Source organism: Bradyrhizobium sp. 18BD (assembly GCF_054185225.1).
Window position 1 is genome coordinate 119,231 of record NZ_JAVAYL010000017.1, and the last position, 19,721, is coordinate 138,951.

At 63.9% G+C, this 19,721-nt stretch carries 19 protein-coding genes; 15 read left to right on the forward strand and 4 right to left on the reverse strand.

Annotated elements, in window-relative coordinates:
- Positions 1–271: 271 nt before the first annotated feature.
- A complete protein-coding gene (locus RAD16_RS28045; RefSeq protein WP_458161061.1) occupies positions 272–532 on the forward strand; it encodes a hypothetical protein in 261 nt (86 codons plus the stop codon).
- A gap of 72 nt (positions 533–604) precedes the next feature.
- Here RAD16_RS28045 and RAD16_RS28050 read toward each other — a convergent pair whose 3' ends face one another.
- Positions 605–1,699, reverse strand: a complete 1,095-nt coding sequence (locus RAD16_RS28050) for a helix-turn-helix transcriptional regulator (protein ID WP_458161062.1) — start codon at positions 1,697–1,699, stop codon at positions 605–607.
- Between the two features lie 342 nt (positions 1,700–2,041).
- Between RAD16_RS28050 and RAD16_RS28055 the strand changes: the two genes are divergently transcribed.
- On the forward strand, positions 2,042–3,097 hold the full coding sequence (locus RAD16_RS28055; RefSeq protein ID WP_458161063.1) for a hypothetical protein: 1,056 nt from the start codon (positions 2,042–2,044) through the stop codon (positions 3,095–3,097).
- A gap of 159 nt (positions 3,098–3,256) precedes the next feature.
- Here RAD16_RS28055 and RAD16_RS28060 read toward each other — a convergent pair whose 3' ends face one another.
- From RAD16_RS28060 to RAD16_RS28070, 3 genes are all read right to left on the reverse strand, one after another.
- A complete protein-coding gene (locus RAD16_RS28060) occupies positions 3,257–3,460 on the reverse strand; it encodes a hypothetical protein (protein WP_458161064.1) in 204 nt (67 codons plus the stop codon).
- Between the two features lie 262 nt (positions 3,461–3,722).
- Positions 3,723–5,015, reverse strand: coding sequence for a spinster family MFS transporter (locus RAD16_RS28065; protein ID WP_458161065.1), 1,293 nt, complete (start codon positions 5,013–5,015; stop codon positions 3,723–3,725).
- An 85-nt stretch (positions 5,016–5,100) separates the two neighbouring features.
- Entirely contained in the window at positions 5,101–6,291 is a 1,191-nt protein-coding gene (locus RAD16_RS28070; RefSeq protein ID WP_458161066.1) for a Rieske 2Fe-2S domain-containing protein, read from the reverse strand.
- A gap of 188 nt (positions 6,292–6,479) precedes the next feature.
- Between RAD16_RS28070 and RAD16_RS28075 the strand changes: the two genes are divergently transcribed.
- From RAD16_RS28075 to nuoI, 13 genes are all read left to right on the forward strand, one after another.
- Complete coding sequence (locus tag RAD16_RS28075) at positions 6,480–6,992, forward strand: MarR family winged helix-turn-helix transcriptional regulator (RefSeq protein WP_458161067.1); 513 nt, start codon at positions 6,480–6,482, stop codon at positions 6,990–6,992.
- A 188-nt stretch (positions 6,993–7,180) separates the two neighbouring features.
- Positions 7,181–9,433, forward strand: a complete 2,253-nt coding sequence (locus tag RAD16_RS28080; protein WP_458161068.1) for a TonB-dependent siderophore receptor — start codon at positions 7,181–7,183, stop codon at positions 9,431–9,433.
- A 736-nt stretch (positions 9,434–10,169) separates the two neighbouring features.
- Positions 10,170–10,535, forward strand: coding sequence for an NADH-quinone oxidoreductase subunit A (locus tag RAD16_RS28085; protein ID WP_008136158.1), 366 nt, complete (start codon positions 10,170–10,172; stop codon positions 10,533–10,535).
- A complete protein-coding gene (locus RAD16_RS28090; protein ID WP_458161069.1) occupies positions 10,526–11,113 on the forward strand; it encodes a NuoB/complex I 20 kDa subunit family protein in 588 nt (195 codons plus the stop codon). Before RAD16_RS28085 ends, RAD16_RS28090 begins: the two co-directional genes overlap by 10 nt.
- A gap of 11 nt (positions 11,114–11,124) precedes the next feature.
- Positions 11,125–11,736: an NADH-quinone oxidoreductase subunit C gene (locus RAD16_RS28095; RefSeq protein ID WP_326899341.1), complete on the forward strand. Its 612-nt coding sequence runs from the start codon at positions 11,125–11,127 to the stop codon at positions 11,734–11,736.
- Positions 11,737–11,738: 2 nt separating this feature from the next.
- On the forward strand, positions 11,739–12,935 hold the full coding sequence (locus RAD16_RS28100; RefSeq protein ID WP_458161070.1) for an NADH-quinone oxidoreductase subunit D: 1,197 nt from the start codon (positions 11,739–11,741) through the stop codon (positions 12,933–12,935).
- Entirely contained in the window at positions 12,935–13,897 is a 963-nt protein-coding gene (locus RAD16_RS28105; RefSeq protein WP_458161071.1) for an FkbM family methyltransferase, read from the forward strand. The genes RAD16_RS28100 and RAD16_RS28105 overlap by 1 nt, the downstream gene beginning before the upstream one ends.
- Before the next feature lie 10 nt (positions 13,898–13,907).
- A complete protein-coding gene (nuoE, locus tag RAD16_RS28110) occupies positions 13,908–14,519 on the forward strand; it encodes an NADH-quinone oxidoreductase subunit NuoE (RefSeq protein ID WP_458161072.1) in 612 nt (203 codons plus the stop codon).
- The gene (locus RAD16_RS28115; RefSeq protein WP_458161073.1) at positions 14,519–14,719 is read left to right on the forward strand and encodes a hypothetical protein; all 201 of its coding nucleotides are present in this window, start codon (positions 14,519–14,521) and stop codon (positions 14,717–14,719) included. The genes nuoE and RAD16_RS28115 overlap by 1 nt, the downstream gene beginning before the upstream one ends.
- Before the next feature lie 15 nt (positions 14,720–14,734).
- Positions 14,735–16,060, forward strand: a complete 1,326-nt coding sequence (nuoF, locus tag RAD16_RS28120; RefSeq protein ID WP_326899346.1) for an NADH-quinone oxidoreductase subunit NuoF — start codon at positions 14,735–14,737, stop codon at positions 16,058–16,060.
- Positions 16,061–16,065: 5 nt separating this feature from the next.
- A complete protein-coding gene (gene nuoG, locus RAD16_RS28125) occupies positions 16,066–18,141 on the forward strand; it encodes an NADH-quinone oxidoreductase subunit NuoG (RefSeq protein WP_458161074.1) in 2,076 nt (691 codons plus the stop codon).
- 4 nt (positions 18,142–18,145) lie between these two features.
- Positions 18,146–19,213, forward strand: coding sequence for an NADH-quinone oxidoreductase subunit NuoH (gene nuoH, locus RAD16_RS28130; RefSeq protein WP_458161075.1), 1,068 nt, complete (start codon positions 18,146–18,148; stop codon positions 19,211–19,213).
- 14 nt (positions 19,214–19,227) lie between these two features.
- Positions 19,228–19,716, forward strand: coding sequence for an NADH-quinone oxidoreductase subunit NuoI (gene nuoI, locus RAD16_RS28135; protein WP_026232873.1), 489 nt, complete (start codon positions 19,228–19,230; stop codon positions 19,714–19,716).
- Positions 19,717–19,721: the final 5 nt, after the last annotated feature.

Sequence of the window (19,721 nt, forward strand, 5' to 3'; positions counted from 1 at the left end):
CGAAACTACGGGTCCTGAAATGACCGGGCATCAGTGGAAACTCAGAAATCGAAAAATATGGCAAAACGGACATGGCGGTTCGTTGATTGATTCTACCTCAAGAGAGGCTGAATGACGACATCAAAGGCTTGTGCTGTCAGGGCTTCTTGAACCGGGACGGGGGCTGCTTCGACCAAGAAGCTGCACGCAAGGAAGAGTGAAACCAAACGTGCAGCGCCGGTGTTGATGGCGAGTAACGGCAAAGGCCGGCGACAAATTCGGAGACTCCGGAATGACGACGATAGCGAGTTTTGCCCGTGCGCCGAGTCTGGCCCTTCCGCTTCTCTTGGCCTTGTGCGGCGTAGCCCGCTGCGATGATCCGGCCGAGTGGTCACGCGAGTCGATCATTCAGAACGTTCGTGAGGACGTACGGCGGCACATCCGCGCACAGCAGACACAGGAAGCGGGCAAGCCCGCCAAAAGCGCGGAGTTGAGCCAGGTCGCAACGCCTCGCCGTGTTGCGAAGAAGCGAAACCGCACGATGACGGAGTAGGGCCGTTATTGGCCCTCACACTAGCTGCCATGACGAAGGCGGTCTTCACCCGATTGGGTGAGAATCCGGTCTCTAGCCGATACCGTTCAGAAGGGTCGAGAGCACCGCAACCAGCTCGGCTTGCCGATGCACACCCAGCTTCGCAAAAATGCTCTTGAGCTGCGTTCTCGAGGTCTCCTTGGAGATCTTCAGGCGTTCCGCAACCTTGTCCAGCGCCTCGCCGGTGGAGAGCTGGATCGCAAGGCGCGATTCTGCGCCGGTCAGCTTGTAGACTGAACGGAGCGTTCCCTCGGTCGGGTTGCTTCTCGCGTCGGGATCGACGAGGACGATGATGGCCTGGCAATCGGCCAGTGCGTTGCTCGTGGTCGGCCGCAGCCGCGCCGGATAAGCAAGCAGCGGTCCCCGCTCTTTTCGGGGAAGGGCCACGGGGTCGTGCAAGCCCGGCTTGGCCTGGTTCAGAACCCAGGACAGCGCGCGGTCAAGGCTGGGAAAGGGCGCCTCGGCCCCATGGACCAGCTTCCCGTTCTTGATCCGGATTTCGCCGGACAGGAGCTGTTCGGCCGCCGCATTCGCTTCGAAGATCTTGCCATGGCGATCGACGAGGACAGCGGCCATGTTGCTCGCCGAATAGGCCTCCATCGCCCCGGACGTCGCGGCTTCGCCCAGGATACGGGCTGTTGCCGCCGCCGTTGCGAGCGACCGGGACAGTTTTCCCAGTTCGGCTTTTTCCGCCGCAGAGAACGGGCCCTGATCGATGCGTCGCTGGATCGACAGACACCAGACGTCGTCTTCGAAGAAAACCCCGACGCCCGCAAACCAACGCAACCCGTGCGGGGCCAGAAACTCCTGATAGTACGGAAGGGTGGCTATCGTATCGGGACTGAAAATATCGAGATCGTCGATCACGCCGAATCTCTGCATCAGAGGGATGCCGCGATTCCGCTCATCCCGCAGGTGCCATCCGTCGCGAACATAGCTGTCGAACGAGCCGGAAATCGAGTCCGTGAAGGGCAACGTGCGAAGAACGCCGCCCTTTACCGGGAGCAGGAGTGCCCCATGGCTTTCGGTTGTCGATGCGACCGTCTCCAGTGCCCGGGTCCATCTCGTGGAGTCGACAGCCGCTTCCGCGAAGGCGCCCTCGATGGTGCCCAAGTCCCAAATTGCCATTGCAAATTCGTTCCTGAAATCGGTGGAACGATAAAATTGAAGAACAGGAGATGTCTAGGCGTATTCAACCGGGGGACCGGTACGGTCCCACCGCGTGCAACGAGGGTCGGGAAAGTGTTGCAAATGAGCATCAGGTGGGAGCGTTTGATGGGCTCGCACGCCAATTCACCCAATCGGGTGAAGACGCCGCGGCCGCCGCCCAAATAGTTTCTGCACCAGGAACTCGCGGGTCCGAATCCTCCGCGAGCACTCGGGGCTAAATCAATAGGGGGCTAATCGAATACCATGAGGCTAGGAATTTTCCGTCACGGCGTTGCCGTCACCGTATTTGCTTTGCTTAGTTTGTTTGCTGCGCGACCCGCCTCGGCCCAGTCAGGGCCCAATATTCCGAAGGAAGTCGTCAACAACGTCATCCAGAACATCATCCAGAACGTTCGCGATCAGATTCAGAATCGCAGGGTCATTGCTCCGCCGGGAACGCTGCGCTTCAGCGGCGAGGAGTCGGACTTCGACAGTCGTGATCCGTTCGCGTCCAAGGGTGTCAGCAATCCGTTCGGCGCGCTGGCCTACGCCAAGGCTCCGCCGCTTGCGGCGCCGCCCCCGGCGACCTGGCTTTACGGCGTCAACTTCGTCGGCAGCGGCGACAGGGCGCAGACGACCGGGGTCGAGGTGAGCGTTGCGACGGTGACCGGCGCGTTCGATGTGACCAAGATCGGCATCTTCACCGCAACCGACGCGCTGACCTTCATCGGGACCGGCTCTCACTCGTGGGCGCACACCTTCTCGACCGGCGGGTTCATTATGGATGGCTCCACACCATCGACCTCCGGAACCCTGTCGTACATCAACGGCGGCTTCTCGACTGACTTCACGGCCATCGCAAGCTGGACCCACAACACTTCCAACACGGTCCTTGTCGCGGGCGGTGACTCCAGCGGCATTTCCTATACCTGGAATGGCCAATACCGGTTCGACTTCCCGTACACCGTGTGGATCGAGCCCACGGCCGGCGTGACCTATTCGGAGAGCTTCACCTCCAGCTTTGGCAGCAAGACCGGTGACTCGACCGAAGTGCACGGTGGCGCGCGCGCCGGTTTCGAGGCCAAGTGGATGGGCTTCACGGTCCAGCCGTCGATTTCGGGGCAGTACTACGAGATCGTCGATTCGAGCGGCGCCGGTGGTGGCGTTGTCGGCTTCGTCGGTGGTGGGCTCGGCGCGACCGGCACCTATGGCGTTCGCGGCTCGGGCAAGATCAACGTGCTCTGGACGCCGCAACTGTCGTCCTACCTCGAAGTTCACGGCAGCAGCATCACCGTGCCGAACAAGGCCCTGGTGGCCCCGATTGGCACCGGAACCTCGATCGCGGGTGCGCAGGCGGGCGTTCGCTATACCTGGTAACGCGGTCTGAGATCTCGAAGGACGGATGCCCGCCATGCCCGGCGGGCATCTTTTTTTTGCCCATCTCGCGCTTGGCGAGGAGTTGCGAACAAAACGAAAAAGCCGCCCGAAGGCGGCCACGTTGTCCAACGCACGGCGCAATCAAGCGCAGTCCGGTCCTTAGCGAATTTCCGCCGTGCCAGCGCTGGTTACCACCACCGGCTTGCCGGCCTTGATGACGTGGGTCGACTGGGCGGTCTGGCTGTAATCGGCATTGGTGCGGGCTGCGATCCCGAAGCCGGCGACGATGATGCCGGCCACCAGCGCCACCACCACGATCTTCAGGTGGGTCGCACGATCAGCAGAGTGAATTGAGTGGTTCATCTGAGCCTCCCGACGGGCTTGGCCGCCGTCTGTAGGCTCCTGTCTTAAGGACCATCTGTTTCCGGATGGTTTCACGGGTTTCGCAAAATGGTTTCATTAATACGCCGGCTTGGTTTCGCCGGGCTTTCGGGCGACGGGGCCGGTGGGGAAGCCAGAGCCGGGGTGCCGCAGGCGGAAAACCATCGTGAAATCAATGTGAGACGCCTCCCGGCCAACGGCCATCGCCTGCTTGCGGACATGCTCGCCTTCATGAGCGCTTGAGTTAGCTCGCCCGTGCGATGTCGGCGCGGATACTCCGCGCCGCCCAGATGAAGAGGAGCGCGCCCAGCGTCGTCGTGGCCGCCGCCGAGAGCAGGGAATAGCGCACGGCGTCCGCGCCGTAGCTGCCCTTCAGGGCGTCGTTGACCATGCCCACCGCGAGCGGGCCGACGCCCTGGCCGAAGCAGGTGGCGGTCAGCGCGATCAGTGCGGAGGCCAGCGCCCGCATGCTGGGCTTGGCCACCGTCTGCGCGATCGCGAAGATCGGGCCGAGATGGAAGCCGACCAGGAAGGAGGTCAGCGCCAGCATGGCGACCATCATGGCAAAGTCCTGCGTCAGCATGCAGAGCGCGAAGACCGGGCCGGCGAGGCCGGAGGTGATCGCGGGTGCCCACAGCTTCCAGCGGTCGTCGCGGCGGCTCACTTGTGCCACCACGAAGCCGCCGAGCAGGGTGCCGGCCATGCCGGCGAGCCCCTTGAAGGTGCCGGCATAGGTGCCGATCTCGGCGCTCGACAGATGGTGCACGCGGGCGAGGAACGGCGGGATCCAGGCTGCGGTGGCGTAGTTCGTGTAGGTGGTCAGGCAGAAGCCGATCAGGACAATGATGAAGCTCTTCTGCGAGGCCAGGAAGCGCAGCGTCGGCCCGAGCGGCTCGGGCACAAAGCTCTCCTGCATCGCGCCGCGCTTGGGCTCGGAGATCGTCAGCCACAGGATCGTCGCGAGCAGGATGCCGGGCAGGCCTGCAACATAGAAGGCCATCCGCCAGCCATAGTGCTGGTTGACATAGCCGCCGACGAAATAGCCGAGGAAGACGCCGAGATAGGTCCCGATGGCGTAGATGCCGAGTGCGCGCGGGCGCTCGTTCTTGGCGAAGAGATCGGCGACGATGGATTGCGAGGCCGGCGAGCCCGCGGATTCGCCGATGCCGACGCCGATCCGCGCCAGCGCCAGCGAGGTCACGCTCGAAGCCGCGCCGCACAGTGCCGTCATCGCGCTCCAGAACGCAAAGGCCGCCGCGACGATGTTGCGCCGGTTGAGCCGGTCGGCGACGCGCGCGATGGGAATGCCGAGGAGCGAATAGAACAGCGCGAAGCCGAAGCCCGCGAGCAGGCCCATCATGGTGTCGCTGAGGGCAAACTCCTTCTTGATCGGCTCGATCAGGACGTTGAAGATCGTGCGGTCGAGGAAGTTCAGCGCGTAGATGATGGTCAGCAGGCCCAGCACGTAATAGCGCCGCGGCGAGGGCGTTGCCGCGGCGGGCGTCTGCACCGACACTTGTGACGTCACATCGACCATCGCATCCCCCCAATTTGTCTTTGTTATCGTTGTCGGTCCAGCCCTACGTGGGGCTGGTTGAGAGCGTTTTCGCGCGAAGCGGGCGCTACCCTTCGCGAATGTAGTTCCCCGCTTCGAATTCGACGGGACCCGCGCTTGCATCGAACGAGACGCCGATCGGGTCGCGGCCCGCCTCCATCGCTTCCAGCTGCTCGCCCAGCATGCGCCGGATCATCAGGATGCCGCGGTCGCTCTGGCCGAAATGCTCCTCGGAGTGAACGGTCACGGGGCCCTGGCCGACCTGGGCCTCGTAATCGCCTGGGAATTGCTGGTGCTCTTGCTCCGTCATGTCCCACCAGAACTTGCCGTTGAATTTCGAGCGCATGCGGCCGATGTCGCCGGAGTTTTTCACGCGGCCGGCGACGTAGATGCGGAACGAGGTGTCGTCGATCGGCAAGGTCCAGCCGATCGACTCGACGCGGGCGAATTGCGCCACACGCGGATTGGGCACCACGCGCAAGGTGGGCAGGGCGGCTTCGGTGACGCGGTAAAACACCTTGCCGTCGTCCTGCTTGCGGATCGACCGGACCGCAATGCCGCGCGGCGTCTTGTCGAACTTCACCTCCGGCATCGAGGCCATCATGTTGGTGAACTGTGGTCCCGAGAACGAGCCGTGCAGCACCGGCACGTGATAGGGATCGACCACGTTCTCGAAATGCTGCAGCCAGTTGCAGGGGATGACGGCCGGCCCGCCGCCGCCGATCGACGAATCGTCGGCTTCGACGAACTCGCCGTCGTCCATTTTTTCCAGGCACTCGTAGCGTGGCAGCACCGGGCGTTTCTCGGCCGGGCCCATATAGGCGAAGATCAGGCCGTAGCGCTCCTCGACCGGGTACCAGGGCTGGCGCACCTTGTCCTTGAACTGGCCGCCGTCGGGCTCGCAGGGCTGCTCCAGGCAATGGCCTTCGGTGTCGAACTTCCAGCCGTGATAGCAGCAGCGGATGCCGTCTTCTTCGACCTTGCCGTAGTAGAGCGTGGTGCCGCGGTGGCAGCAGCGCGCGTGGAGCAGGCCGGCGCGGCCATGCTTGTCGCGGAACAGCACCAGATCCTCGCCCAGCGCACGCACCTTCTTCGGCGTGTCGGTGGCGTCACTGACGAGCCCGACCGGATGCCAGTAGCGGCGGAGCAGCTCGCCCATCGGCGTGCCGCGCACGACCGAGGTGAGCTCGGTGCGCGTATGCGCGGGCTTCATCGCATAGGCCGTGCCGAGATCGCGATCCCGCTGGGTGATCGTCATGCTGTTCCTCCCGCCGCTGGCCTTGATGGCCGGGCCTTTTGATGTCTTGCCCCAGTGAAAAATAATTCGATGACAGTGTCAACGATCTTCCAAATGCCTCTTAGTCGCATTCAGATGAGGTTAGGGAGGCTGCCCCGAGACCGGGAGTTGGGCTTGGCAGGCCACGGCTTTCTTGGCACAGGTGAAGCATGAACCAGACACCGGGCAGGGACGGTTGGACGACGTCCGATACGGACGACAGCGAGCCGGCGCCGATCACCGCGATGCTGTCGTCGCGGCTGATGGTGCTGGCCAATCTGCTCAAGCGTGGCGCCATCCTGCGCTACAAGCGGCTTGCCGGATTGTCCTCGGTCGAGTTCGGTCTCGTCGCCTCGCTTGGCCGGCGGCCGCCGATGAGCGTGGCGCGGCTCGCCGAGGCGGTCGGCCAGGACAAGGGACAGATCAGCCGTGCGCTGGCCGAACTCCTCTCGCGCAAGCTGATCACGAAGTCGGCAAATCCGAAGGACAGCCGCGAGGTGCTGATCTCGCTGACGGCGACGGGCCTCGCCGCACATGATGCCATCGTCGAAGGCGCGAAGGAGCGCAACCGGCGCCTGCTGAAAGATCTGAGCGAGGCCGAGTTCGATACACTGCTGCGGCAGGTGGATCAGCTCACCGCGATTGCCGCCGAGCTGCTCGAGAGCGAGAAGAACGCGCGCTGAGTTCCCGGCAATCTCCGGAAATATTGGATCACTTCTAAGAGCTTCTCTAAGAGTTTCTCTAAGAAGTTTTCAATTAGGGAATTCGCGCGCCCTCACATAAGCGTCACCCAATCGCATGCCGTGTCGGGACACGACGGCATGACGCATCAAACATGCAGCTTTGGGGTGGCGCGTTGAACAGTCTTGGAATGCTGCGGTCGGCCGTGTTGGCGACCGCATCCGCTTGGGTTTTGGTGCCGCAGGCATCGCTCGCACAATCGTCCTCGCAGGGTGGCGCGCAGAATCTTCCGTCGGTGACCGTCACCGCGCCGGAAGCGCGCCGCCGCGCGCCCGCATCTGCCACGCGTATTGCGCCGCGACGCGTGGTGCAGAGCGCGAGCAGAAACAAGCCGCTGCCGCAGCGCAACGCCGGCTTCGTCGAGACGGCGCGCGGCCCGGTGAACGGCTACGTTGCCGGCCGCAGCTCGTCGGGCATGAAGACCGACACGCCGATCATGGAGACGCCGCAGTCGGTGTCGGTGATCGGCGCGGATCAGATCCGCGACCAGAAGCCGAACAAGCTCGACGAAGTGCTGCGCTATACCGCCGGCGTGCGGGCAGGGACCTTCGGTGCCGATACGCGCAACGACTGGTGGCTGATCCGCGGCTTCAAGTCCGACGATGTCGGCCTGTTCCTCGACGGCATGCAGCTGTTCTACACGTCCTATGCGAGCTGGAAGCTCCAGCCGCCCAACATGGAGCGCGTCGAGGTGCTGCGCGGCCCGTCGGCGGTGCTCTATGGCGGGTCGAGCCCGAGCGGCATCGTCAACGTCATCAGCAAGCAGCCGCCGGCCGAGCCGGTCCGCTACATCGAGACCGGCGTCAACAATTTCGGCAACGCCTATATTGGCTTCGATGTCGGCGGCCCGGTCGCGACGCAGCCCCAGGATGGCAAGCTGTTCTACCGCGTCGTCGGTCAGGTCCAGAACGGCGGCACGCAGGTCGACTTCACGCCCGACAACAATTACTTCATCGCGCCGTCCTTCACCTGGAAGCCGGATGCCGACACGACCTTCACCGTGCTGGCCTTGGCCTCGAGGCAGGACACCCGCGGCATCAACTTCCTGCCGTATCAGGGCACGGTGACCAACGCGCCGTTCGGCAAGATCCCGACCAGCTTCTTCGTCGGCGATCCCAGCGTCGACAAGTTCACGCGAGAGCAGGAGATGCTCGGCTACCAGTTCGAGCGCCATCTCACCGACGATCTCACGTTCCGGCAGAATGCGCGGTTCGCGCATATCGACCTGACCTATCGCGGCTACATCGGCAATGGCTGGGACAACATCAATACGGCCACGATGGGCCGCTATAATTGGTATGCGAAGAACACCGCCAACCAGGCCGATCTCGACAACCAGCTCGAGTACCGCTTCAACACCGGTCCCGTCAGGCACACGATGCTGTTTGGCGTCGATCTCAAGGGCTACCAGATCGACGACTATCAGGCCTTCAACTTCGGCACGGTGCCGTCGATCAACGTCTTCAATCCCACCTATGGTGTCAACGTCCCGCTCACGGGCGCGCCGTTCCGCAACTTCCTGATCACGCAGAAACAGGCCGGCACCTACGTCCAGGACCAGATGAAGCTCGGCAATTTCACGCTGGTGCTGAGCGGGCGCAACGATTGGGTCGAGACGACGCAGGAGGCACGCGACACTGGCGCCAATGTCGCCAGCCGCGACGACAGCAGGTTCAGTGGTCGTGCCGGGCTGATCTACAATTTCGACAACGGCATTGCGCCCTACGTCTCCTATTCGACGAGCTACAATCCGATCATCGGCCTCAACGCGCAGAACCAGCTGTTCCTGCCGGAGACCGGCAAGCAGGCCGAGATCGGCGTGAAGGTCGCGCCGAACGGATTTGACGGCTATTTCACCGCCTCGGTGTTCGACCTGAAGCGCCAGAATGTGGCGACCACCGATCCGACGAATGTGCTGTTGCAGAACCAGACCGGAGAGGTGACTTCGCGCGGCATCGAGCTCGAAGCGGTGGCCAACGCCACCAGGGAATTAAAGCTGATCGGCGCGTTCACGGCCTATCACCTCTTCACCAGCCGGGATCTGGACCAGTCGCTGGTCGGCAAGACCCCGACCAACACGCCGGAGATGCTGGTGTCGGGCTGGGCGGACTACACCTTCAAGGACGGCCCGCTCGAAGGCTTCGGCTTCGGCGGCGGCGTGCGTTACATCGGCCCGTCCTGGGCCGACACCGCCAACACCCTCGAGGTTCCCGCGGTGGTGCTCGGCGACCTCGCGCTCCACTACGAATGGCAGAACTGGCGCACGGCCCTCAACGTCATCAACCTGACCGACAAGGTTTATGTCGCGAGCTGTTCCTCGGCCTCGGCGTGCTTCTACGGCGACCGCCGCCGCGTCACCGCCAGCGTCTCCTACAAATGGTGAGGCAAATGATCGGGACGGGCGAGGGCAACTTCGCGCGTTCCTGATCCCGACCGTCCTGCTGTTTTGCCGGCCGGACAACCGCTGATCTTCCCAGGGGAGATCGATGAGCTGCCGGCCATGCCCCCCCGGGCCCGAAGCTCATGCGAGCGCGGCGCGCGCGACGACCGAGCAAGTCGCCGCCGCGCTCGCGGCGGCCGCGGACGACCACCGGTAGCGATGCATTCGCCGGACGAGCCCGGGTCCCGTAATGATGCATGGCTCGTCTGACGATTTGCGCCTGTGGAAACGTGTCCCGGCGGCAACTCTTTCGCTGCCAGCCTCGGCGATCACGGTTTGGTGGCTGCGCGGCGCCGGACGGCGCCCGGCAATATGTCGCCCGGGTGACGATCGGGCCGTCCGCGGTGGTCATTGCCTCGGTCTCGGTGCGCCGCCGCAGGAAAATCCGAGCATTTTGGGCAGATGCTACGCGGTAAAGAGCGGCCCAAATTGCAACCTTGGTCTTTGCACTGCAATCTCGGAACGCCCGCCGTGCAATACGACCGTTTCCCTTGCTGGCTCTGGCGATCTGCTCCATACCAGCCGCGGGGTGATTCCGGGATTTCTACCGATTTGGGGCGGCAAAGGGCCTGAAAAGAGCGTGTCTTGCGCCCATTGGTGCACTGCGCTAAGGCTCAGAATAATTCCAAATCGGGACGAATCCGCGGCTCCCCCGACGTCGCGGGAAAAAGGGCTCGCAATGAGCGGCATTCTGCAGAACTATCTTCCACTTGTCGTCTTCATAGGGGTAGCGGGCCTCATTGGCCTGGTGCTGCTGATCGCGCCTTTCATCGTGGCGTTCCAGCAGCCGGACCCCGAAAAGCTGTCGGCGTATGAGTGCGGTTTCAACGCCTTCGACGACGCGCGCATGAAGTTCGACGTCCGCTTCTATCTGGTCGCCATTCTCTTCATCATCTTCGACCTCGAGGTGGCGTTCCTGTTTCCCTGGGCGGTGGCGTTCGGCAAGCTTGGCGCGACCGGCTTCTGGTCCATGGTGGTGTTCCTCGCCGTGCTGACGGTCGGGTTCGCCTATGAATGGAAGAAAGGAGCACTGGAATGGGATTGAACCCTGTAACGTCCACCGGTCCGGTCGTCGCACCGGCCGCCAAGGGCATTCTGGATCCGTCGACCGGCAAGCCGGTCGGGGCCAATGATCCGTTCTTCCTCGAGGTCAATTCCGAGCTGTCCGACAAGGGCTTCTTCACGGCCGCGACCGACGACCTCATCACCTGGGCCCGTACCGGCTCACTGATGTGGATGACCTTTGGTCTCGCCTGCTGCGCCGTCGAGATGATGCAGGTGTCGATGCCGCGCTACGACGTCGAGCGCTTCGGCTTCGCCCCGCGTGCCTCGCCGCGCCAGTCCGACGTGATGATCGTCGCCGGCACGCTGACCAACAAGATGGCTCCGGCTCTGCGCAAGGTCTACGACCAGATGCCCGAGCCGCGCTACGTCATCTCGATGGGCTCCTGCGCCAACGGCGGCGGCTACTATCACTATTCCTACTCGGTCGTGCGCGGCTGCGACCGCATCGTGCCGATCGACATCTACGTGCCGGGCTGCCCGCCCACGGCGGAAGCGCTGCTCTACGGCGTGCTGCTGCTGCAGAAGAAGATCCGGCGCACCGGCACCATCGAACGCTAAGGTTTTACGTCATGGACGACGGCAAGCTCGACGCCCTTGGGCAAACGATCGTTAGCGCGCTTCCAGGTGCCGCCACCGGTCACACGGTGGCCTTCAACCAGCTGACGGTTGATGTCGAGGCCGGCAAGATCGTCGAGGTGGTCAAATACCTCCGCGACGATCCGAACTGCCGCTTCGTCAACATCACCGACGTGACGGCGGTCGATTACCCCTCGCGCGAAAAGCGCTTCGACGTGATCTACCACTTCCTGTCACCGACCCTGAACACGCGGATCCGGCTCAGGGTTGCCGCCGACGAAACCACGCAGGTGCCGTCGCTGATCAACGAATTCCCCGGCGCCGACTGGTTCGAGCGCGAGGCCTATGACCTCTACGGCGTGTTCTTCGTCGGCCATCCCGACATGCGCCGCCTCCTGACCGATTACGGTTTCGAGGGTCATCCGCTGCGCAAGGACTTTCCGCTCACCGGGTTCGTCGAGGTCCGCTACGACGACCAGGAGAAGCGGGTGGTGTACGAGCCGGTGCGGCTCAACCAGGAATTCCGCAAGTTCGATTTCCTCTCGCCGTGGGAAGGGGCGGACTATCCGCTTCCCGGTGACGAGAAGGCGGGACCGAAGGCCTGATCATGAACGAGCAACCTGAAAATCTCCGCAACTTCACCATCAACTTTGGTCCGCAGCATCCGGCGGCTCACGGTGTGTTGCGTCTCGTGCTCGAATTGGACGGCGAAATCGTCGCCCGCGTCGATCCCCATATCGGCCTGCTTCACCGCGGCACCGAAAAGCTGATCGAGCAGAAGACCTATCTGCAGGCGATCCCGTATTTCGACCGCCTCGACTATGTCGCGCCGATGAACCAGGAGCACGCCTTCTGTCTCGCGGCCGAAAAGCTGCTCGGTATCGAGGTGCCGCGCCGCGGCCAGCTGATCCGCATCCTCTATTGCGAGATCGGCCGCATTCTCTCGCACCTGCTCAACGTCACCACGCAGGCGATGGACGTCGGCGCGCTGACCCCGCCGCTGTGGGGCTTCGAAGAGCGCGAGAAGCTGATGGTGTTCTACGAGCGTGCCTCCGGCAGCCGGATGCACGCAGCCTTCTTCCGCGTCGGCGGCGTCCATCAGGACCTGCCGCAGAAGCTGGTCGACGACATCGAGGCCTGGTGCGATCCGTTCCTGAAGGTCGTGGACGACCTCGACCGCTTGCTCACCGCCAACCGCATCTTCAAGCAGCGCAACGTCGACATCGGCGTGGTGCCGCTGAAGGAAGCCTGGGAGTGGGGCTTCTCCGGCGTAATGGTGCGCGGCTCGGGCGCGGCCTGGGACCTGCGCAAGTCGCAGCCCTACGAGTGCTACGCCGAGATGGATTTCGACATTCCGATCGGCAAGAACGGCGACTGCTACGACCGCTATCTGATCCGCATGGAAGAGATGCGCCAGTCCGTGCGCATCATGAAGCAGTGCATCCAGAAGCTGAATGCGCCTGACGGCAAGGGCCCCGTCGTCGTCGCCGACAACAAGGTCGCGCCGCCGCGCCGTGGTGAGATGAAGCGCTCGATGGAAGCGCTGATCCACCACTTCAAGCTCTACACCGAAGGCGTTCGCGTGCCGGAAGGCGAAGTCTACGCCGCCGTCGAGGCGCCGAAGGGCGAGTTCGGCGTCTATCTCGTCTCCGACGGCACCAACAAGCCCTACAAGTGCAAGATCCGCGCGCCGGGCTTTGCGCATCTGCAGGCGATGGATCACATCTGCCGTGGCCATCTGCTCGCCGACGTTTCCGCGATCCTGGGCTCGCTCGACATCGTGTTCGGAGAGGTTGATCGGTGATGGCGCAGGCGCCAATCCAGTTTGACCGTGCCTCGGGGGCCCTTGAAGGGGCCAACCTGTGGGAGCGGACGGCTGCCTTGGCGCTGGTGACGGGATCGAAGATCTCCTCGCACTTCTCGCATATGGGCTACATCGCCTGCGCCAATCTGCTGGCGAAGACGCTGCCCAAGCGCAACATCGCGATCAAGCTCAATCCCGATGCCGTGTTCGAGTTCCCTTACGGCGACGGCTACTGGAGCAAGCTGCTCAACCGCTCGTACAACTATGAAGACGAGCTCGAACTGTTGTTCGCCGACTCCATCGACGTCGACTACACGCTGCTCGATTGCGGTGCCAATTACGGCTACTGGTCGGTGCTGGTGTCGAGCAAGCCGTTCGGCGCGCACAAGGCGATCGCGATCGAGCCGTCCGGCCAGAACTATCCGAAGCTCGCCAACAACGCCCGCGTCAACGGCGGCCGCTTCGAGACCCTGAAATGTGCGATCGGCGCCACGCGCGGCACCGCGCGTCTGTCAGGCACCAAGCACGAGGCCTTCAGCATCGCTGGCGCTCCGTCGGCCGGAGGCGAGGAAGTGCCGGTCCTAGCGCTGGACAATCTGATCGACGACGGCAGAGTCTCGGCCAGCGGAAAGTACCTGATCAAGCTCGACGTCGAGGGCGTCGAGATCGAGGCGATCAAGGGCGGCGTCCGGCTGCTCCAGGCCGACAGCGTCATCATGTGCGAGGAGCACGGCAGCGACCGCTCGCATGCGGTGTCGCGCTACATCCTCGAGCAGACCCCGCTGAAGCTGATCGTGTTCGACCCGCGCAGCAACCGCATGGAGACCGTGACCGAGCTGTCGATCCTCGACCGCATCAAGGTCTCGACCCATGTCGGCTACAACGTTTTCGGCACCGCAAGCGCGTTCTGGCAGGACAGGATCGATGCCCTGAACGCCAAGACCGCGCGCCGTATGCAGTGAGAGATAAGATATGTCTGTTCGCCGTTTAGCACCGAAGGAAGTCCAGCCCGCGAGCTTTGCGTTCACGGAGGAGAACCTCGCGTTCGCCAAGCAGCAGATCGCGAAATATCCGGCCGGCCGTCAGGCCTCCGCCGTCATCGCCATCCTCTGGCGCGTCCAGGAACAGCACGAAGGCTGGGTCTCGGAAGCCGCGATCCGCGCGGTCGCCGACCTGCTCGACATGCCCTATATCCGCGTGCTGGAAGTTGCGACCTTCTACACGATGTTCCAGCTCGCCCCGGTCGGCAAGAAGGCCCACGTCCAGGTTTGCGGCACCACGCCGTGCCGCCTGCGCGGCGCCGAGGATCTGATCCACGTCTGCGAGCACCGCATCCATCACGAGCCTTTCCATCTCTCCAAGGACGGCAATTTCAGCTGGGAAGAGGTGGAGTGCCTGGGCGCCTGTGTGAATGCGCCGATGGTGCTGATCGGCAAGGACACCTATGAGGACCTGACCAAGGAAACCTTCGGCAAGGTGCTCGACGGCTTCGCTTCGGGCAATCCGCCCAAGCCCGGTCCGCAGAACGGCCGCCAGTTCTCGGCGCCCAGCGGTGGGCCGACCACGCTGAAGGAGAGCACCTGATGGGTGATCTCGTCGCAATTGGAGGGAGCGAGGCCGTGAAGAAATGGGGCTTCGTTGCCATGCATGCCGCGGTCGCGGCAGCCTTCATATTCACGCTGCAGCGCTTCATGATGAACGCGTCGCAGGAAACCAGTCTGCTCTGGGCGCTGACCTTCGCCGTCTGCGCCGCCGGACTTGCCTACAAGCAGTCCAATCGTTGATCGGAAAGCACTGATATGCTCGAGGACAAGGACCGCATCTTCAAGAACCTCTACGGCCTCCACGACTGGGGGCTCGAGGGTGCGCGGCGCCGCGGCGCCTGGGATGGCACCAAGAACATCATCGACAAGGGCCGCGACTGGATCATCAACGAGATGAAGGCCTCGGGGCTCCGCGGCCGCGGCGGCGCCGGCTTCCCGACCGGTCTGAAGTGGTCCTTCATGCCGAAGGAATCGACCGACGGCCGTCCGAGCTATCTCGTCGTCAACGCGGACGAATCCGAGCCGGGCACCTGCAAGGATCGCGAGATCATGCGGCACGATCCGCATCTCCTGATCGAGGGCTGCCTGATCGCGAGCTGCGCGATGAACGCGCACACCTGCTACATCTATGTCCGCGGCGAGTTCATCCGCGAGCGCGAGCATCTTCAGGCCGCGATCGACCAGGCCTATGACGCCAAGCTGGTCGGTAAGGACAACGTCAACGGCTGGCCGTTCGACATCTACGTCGCGCACGGCGCCGGCGCTTACATCTGCGGCGAAGAGACCGCGCTGCTCGAAAGCCTCGAAGGCAAGAAGGGCCAGCCGCGCCTGAAGCCGCCGTTCCCGGCGAACGTCGGCCTGTATGGCTGCCCGACCACCGTCAACAACGTCGAGTCGATCGCGGTTGCGCCTGACATCCTGCGCCGCGGCGCAGCCTGGTTCGCCGGCATCGGCCGTCCGAACAATGTCGGCACCAAGCTCTTCTGCATCTCCGGCCATGTCGAGCGGCCTTGCAACGTCGAAGAGGCCATGGGCATTCCGTTCCGTGAGCTGATCGACAAGCATTGCGGCGGCATCCGCGGCGGTTGGGACAATCTCAAGGCCGTGATCCCCGGCGGCTCGTCGGTGCGCATGGTGCCGGCCGAGCAGATCATCGACACGCCGATGGATTTCGACAGCTTGAGCAAGCTGCGCTCGGGTCTCGGCACCGCGGCCGTGATCGTGATGGACAAGTCCACCGATTTGATCCGCTCCATCGCCCGCATCTCCTATTTCTACAAGCATGAGAGCTGCGGCCAGTGCACGCCGTGCCGTGAAGGCACCGGCTGGATGTGGCGCGTGCTCACCCGCATGGCCGAAGGCCGCGCTCACAAGCGCGAGATCGACATGCTGCTCGAAGTCACCAAGCAGGTCGAAGGCCACACCATCTGCGCGCTCGGCGACGCAGCCGCCTGGCCGATCCAGGGCCTGATCGCGCATTTCCGTCACGAGATCGAAGCGCGCATCGACCAGTATTCGCACAAGGCCGACATCGATGATGCCGGCGTCCGCGATCCCGTGAACATGGTCGCGGCGGAGTAGAGACAATGACCAAGCTCATCATCGACGGCAAAGAGATCGATGTCCCCGCCGAATACACGCTGCTTCAGGCGTGCGAGGCGGCCGGCGCCGAGATTCCGCGCTTCTGCTATCACGAGCGGCTGTCGATCGCCGGCAACTGCCGGATGTGCCTCGTTGAAGTGAAGGGCGGCCCGAAGCCGGTCGCGAGCTGCGCCTGGGGCGTGCGCGACTGCCGTCCGGGCCCGAAGGGCGAGCCGCCGGAAATCTCCACGCGTTCGCCGATGGTGAAGAAGGCACGCGAAGGCGTGATGGAATTCCTTCTCATCAACCATCCGCTGGATTGCCCGATCTGCGACCAGGGCGGCGAGTGTGACCTGCAGGACCAGGCGATGGGCTATGGTGTGGACACCAGCCGTTTCGCCGAGAACAAGCGTGCGGTCGAGGACAAATATCTCGGCGCGCTGGTCAAGACCTCGATGAACCGCTGCATCCAGTGCACGCGCTGCGTCCGCTTCTCGGCGGAAGTCGCCGGCGCCCCCGAGATGGGCGCGACGGGCCGCGGCGAGGACATGGAGATCACGACCTATCTTGAGCACGCGCTGACGTCGGAATTGCAGGGCAATCTCGTCGACATCTGCCCGGTCGGTGCGCTGACCTCGAAGCCCTATGCCTTCGCGGCGCGTCCGTGGGAGCTCGGCAAGACCCAGTCGATCGACGTCATGGACGGCTTGGGATCTGCGATCCGCGTCGACACCCGCGGCCGTGAAGTGATGCGCGTGCTGCCGCGCATCAACGAGGCCGTGAACGAGGAGTGGATCTCCGACAAGACCCGCCACATCGTCGACGGCCTGCGCACCCAGCGCCTCGACCGGCCCTATATCCGCGAAGCCGGCAAGCTGCGCGCGGCGAGCTGGCAGGAGGCCTTCGCCGCGATCGCCTCCAAGGCGGGGCGCACCGACGGCAAGCGCATCGGCGCGATCGCCGGCGACCTCGCCGGCGTCGAGGAGATGTTCGCGCTGAAGGACCTGCTGTCCAAGTACGGCTCGAGCAATCTGGCGGTGCAGGGCGGCGACGCCTTCGATCCCGCGCTCGGCCGTGGCTCCTACATCTTCAACCCCACCCTGGTGGGTGTCGAGCAGGCCGATGCGCTGCTGATCATCGGCGCCAATCCGCGGAAAGAGGCGGCGGTGTTCAACGCCCGCATCCGCAAGCGCTGGCGCACCGGCGGCTTCAAGGTCGGCGTGATCGGCGCCAAGGCCGATCTCACCTACGATTATGACCATCTTGGCGCTGGCACCGAGACGCTCGGCGAGCTCGCGGCCGGCAAGCACTCCTTCATGGATGTGCTCAAGAACGCCAAGAACCCGATCATCCTGGTCGGCGCGGGCGCTGCAGCGCGTCACGACGGCGCGGCCATTCTCGCCGCCGCCGCCAAGCTCGCGCTCGACGTCGGCGCGCTCAAGGACGGCTGGAACGGCTTTGGCGTGCTGCACGAGACCGCCTCGCGCGTCGGCGCGCTCGATATCGGCTTCTCCGCCACAGCGGGCGGCCTGAACGCCGCGCAGATGACGACCTTCGGCACGCTGGATCTCTTGTTCCTGCTCGGTGCCGACGAGATCAAGGCGCCGGACGGCACCTTCGTCGTCTATATCGGCACCCATGGTGACCGCGGCGCGCATCGCGCCGACGTCATCCTGCCGGCCGCCGCCTACACCGAGAAGTCGGCGATCTACGTCAACACCGAAGGCCGCGTGCAGATGACCGGCCGCGCCGCGTTCCCGCCGGGCGAAGCCCGCGAGGACTGGGCGATCGTCCGCGCGCTCTCGGAAGCGCTCGGCAAGAAGCTCGGCTATGACTCGCTCAGTGCCCTGCGCCAGGCGATCTTTAAGGCCGTGCCGCACCTGATCCGTCTCGACCAGATCGAGGCCGGCTCCGCCGACCAGATCAAGAAGCTGGCGGGGAAGGGCGGTTCGCCCGAGAAGGCGCCGTTCAAGGCCCTCGTCGAGGACTTCTATTTGACCAACCCAATCGCGCGTGCGTCCGCCGTGATGGCGGAATGTTCGCGGCTTGCCTCCGGGCAGATGCTGACCGCAGCGGAGTGAGCCGATGGAATTCTTCGAAAGCGCATTCTGGACCGGTTTCCTCTGGCCGCTGATCATCATGGTCGCGGAGAGCGTCCTGGTGCTCGTCGTCCTCTTGGTCGCGATCGCCTACATCCTGCTCGCCGATCGCAAGATCTGGGCGGCGGTGCAGATCCGCCGTGGCCCGAATGTGGTGGGCCCGTGGGGCCTGCTGCAGTCCTTCGCCGACCTGCTGAAGTTCGTGCTGAAGGAGCCGGTCATCCCGGCCGGCGCCAACAAGGGCGTCTTCCTGCTGGCGCCGCTGGTGTCGTGCGTGCTCGCGCTCGCGGCCTGGGCGGTGATCCCGACCAATCTCGGCTGGGTGATCTCCGACATCAATGTCGGCATCCTCTTCATCTTCGCGATCTCGTCGCTGTCGATCTACGGCATCATCATGGCCGGCTGGTCGTCGAACTCGAAATATCCGTTCCTGGCCGCGCTGCGTTCGGCGGCGCAGATGGTGTCCTATGAGGTCTCGATCGGCTTCGTCATTATCACCGTCCTGCTCTGCGCCGGCACGCTGAACCTCTCGGCGGTGGTCGAGGCTCAGCATATCCGCGGTCTCGCCAGCCTGATCGGGCTGCCGCAGCTCACCATCCTCAACTGGTATGTGTGGCCGCTGTTCCCGATGTTCGTGATCTTCTACGTCTCGGCGCTGGCGGAAACCAACCGTCCGCCTTTCGACCTTGTGGAAGCGGAATCCGAGCTCGTCGCCGGTTTCATGGTCGAGTACGGATCGACGCCGTACCTGCTGTTCATGCTCGGCGAGTACGTCGCGATCGTCACGATGTGCGCGATGGCCACCATCCTGTTCCTCGGAGGCTGGCTGCCGCCGGTGGACCTGCCGCCCTTCAACTGGCTGCCGGGGATCATCTGGTTCGCGCTGAAACTGTTCTTCATGTTCTTCCTGTTCGCGATGGCAAAGGCGATCGTGCCGCGCTACCGCTACGACCAACTGATGCGTCTCGGCTGGAAGGTGTTCCTGCCGCTGTCGCTGGCGATGGTGATCGTGGTGGCCGGCGTGCTGCACTTCGCCGGCATCGCGCCGAAGTGAGGGCCGTCATGGGTATCAACATCAACGCCACTGCACGCTCGCTTCTGCTGTCGGAATTCGTCTCGGCGTTCTTCCTCGCCATGCGCTATTTCTTCCAGCCGAAGCCGACGCTGAACTATCCGTTCGAGAAGGGCCCGATCTCGCCGCGCTTCCGCGGGGAGCACGCGCTGCGCCGCTATCCGAACGGCGAGGAACGCTGCATCGCCTGCAAGCTGTGCGAGGCCGTTTGCCCCGCGCAGGCCATCACCATCGAGGCCGGCCCGCGCCGCAACGACGGCACCCGCCGCACCGTGCGCTACGACATCGACATGGTGAAGTGCATCTATTGCGGCCTCTGCCAGGAGGCCTGTCCGGTCGACGCCATCGTCGAAGGTCCGAACTTCGAGTTCGCGACCGAGACCCGCGAGGAACTGTTCTATGACAAGGCCAAGCTGCTCGCCAACGGCGACCGCTGGGAACGCGAGATCGCGAAAGCGATCGAGCTCGACGCGCCGTACCGGTGAGGTGA

Excerpts from the sequence above, each read along its gene's own strand:
- RAD16_RS28045 (WP_458161061.1), top strand. The coding sequence starts at position 272 with ATGACGACGATAGCGAGTTTTGCCCGTGCGCCGAGTCTGGCCCTTCCG.
- RAD16_RS28050 (WP_458161062.1), bottom strand. The coding sequence starts at position 1,699 with ATGGCAATTTGGGACTTGGGCACCATCGAGGGCGCCTTCGCGGAAGCG.
- RAD16_RS28060 (WP_458161064.1), bottom strand. The coding sequence starts at position 3,460 with ATGAACCACTCAATTCACTCTGCTGATCGTGCGACCCACCTGAAGATC.
- RAD16_RS28065 (WP_458161065.1), bottom strand. The coding sequence starts at position 5,015 with ATGGTCGATGTGACGTCACAAGTGTCGGTGCAGACGCCCGCCGCGGCA.
- RAD16_RS28070 (WP_458161066.1), bottom strand. The coding sequence starts at position 6,291 with ATGACGATCACCCAGCGGGATCGCGATCTCGGCACGGCCTATGCGATG.
- RAD16_RS28075 (WP_458161067.1), top strand. The coding sequence starts at position 6,480 with ATGAACCAGACACCGGGCAGGGACGGTTGGACGACGTCCGATACGGAC.
- RAD16_RS28080 (WP_458161068.1), top strand. The coding sequence starts at position 7,181 with ATGCTGCGGTCGGCCGTGTTGGCGACCGCATCCGCTTGGGTTTTGGTG.
- RAD16_RS28085 (WP_008136158.1), top strand. The coding sequence starts at position 10,170 with ATGAGCGGCATTCTGCAGAACTATCTTCCACTTGTCGTCTTCATAGGG.
- RAD16_RS28090 (WP_458161069.1), top strand. The coding sequence starts at position 10,526 with ATGGGATTGAACCCTGTAACGTCCACCGGTCCGGTCGTCGCACCGGCC.
- RAD16_RS28095 (WP_326899341.1), top strand. The coding sequence starts at position 11,125 with ATGGACGACGGCAAGCTCGACGCCCTTGGGCAAACGATCGTTAGCGCG.
- RAD16_RS28100 (WP_458161070.1), top strand. The coding sequence starts at position 11,739 with ATGAACGAGCAACCTGAAAATCTCCGCAACTTCACCATCAACTTTGGT.
- RAD16_RS28105 (WP_458161071.1), top strand. The coding sequence starts at position 12,935 with ATGGCGCAGGCGCCAATCCAGTTTGACCGTGCCTCGGGGGCCCTTGAA.
- nuoE (WP_458161072.1), top strand. The coding sequence starts at position 13,908 with ATGTCTGTTCGCCGTTTAGCACCGAAGGAAGTCCAGCCCGCGAGCTTT.
- RAD16_RS28115 (WP_458161073.1), top strand. The coding sequence starts at position 14,519 with ATGGGTGATCTCGTCGCAATTGGAGGGAGCGAGGCCGTGAAGAAATGG.
- nuoF (WP_326899346.1), top strand. The coding sequence starts at position 14,735 with ATGCTCGAGGACAAGGACCGCATCTTCAAGAACCTCTACGGCCTCCAC.
- nuoG (WP_458161074.1), top strand. The coding sequence starts at position 16,066 with ATGACCAAGCTCATCATCGACGGCAAAGAGATCGATGTCCCCGCCGAA.
- nuoH (WP_458161075.1), top strand. The coding sequence starts at position 18,146 with ATGGAATTCTTCGAAAGCGCATTCTGGACCGGTTTCCTCTGGCCGCTG.